The organism is Halorubrum sp. SP9, assembly GCF_005435015.1.
Classification (GTDB): domain Archaea; phylum Halobacteriota; class Halobacteria; order Halobacteriales; family Haloferacaceae; genus Halorubrum; species Halorubrum sodomense.
This window is the reverse complement of record NZ_SGXU01000137.1, coordinates 1-574: the sequence shown is the minus strand read 5'-3', so window position 1 is coordinate 574 and position 574 is coordinate 1. Positions and strand designations below refer to the sequence as shown.

The following is a 574-nucleotide window of genomic DNA, read 5'->3' as shown; positions in this document are numbered from 1 at the left end:
CCAGTCGTTTCACAGGAAGGAACCGAGCGGGCGGACAACCCCGTGACGGCGATTACGGCCCACGATTCGTACACCGACGAGTACGTCGTGTGGCTGACCGCACATCCCTCGTGGGACGGTGTTGCGTACGACGAGATAGATTCCTACGAGCAAGACAACCCATGTGACGTATATATCTACGAGAACCCACATGACACCGTCGCACAGTTCTTTGAGTGGGTCACAGATCGCGACATGGACGCGCTGACAGGATGGAACGCCTCGGGGGTCGACCATCCGTACCTCGTCAACTACGCACGGCTGAACGGCATTGGCGCGGTCTACGATGCGTCGCCGCTCGGGGAGGTGTACCCGATGGACGGTGACGGGAACTTCATCAACTCCTCGTTCAAGGGGCGACTGCTCCTTGACTCGTTGTCGCTGTACCAGAAGTCACAGATTCACGAACTGGACTCCTATCGGCTCGCGGACGTGGCCGAGGCCGAGGGCGTCTCGGTCGGGAAGCTCGACTTAGAATCCGAGGTCGGTGAGACGGACGGCGAGCCAGCGATCGACTACGCCTGGAAACACGATC

Annotated in this window: 1 protein-coding gene; it reads left to right on the top strand. The window is 59.9% G+C overall.

What is annotated here, in order from left to right; all coding sequences use genetic code 11:
* Nucleotides 1-574 (top strand): 3'-5' exonuclease (locus EXE45_RS16855; RefSeq protein ID WP_342765828.1); only part of this gene is annotated, 574 nt, incomplete at both ends.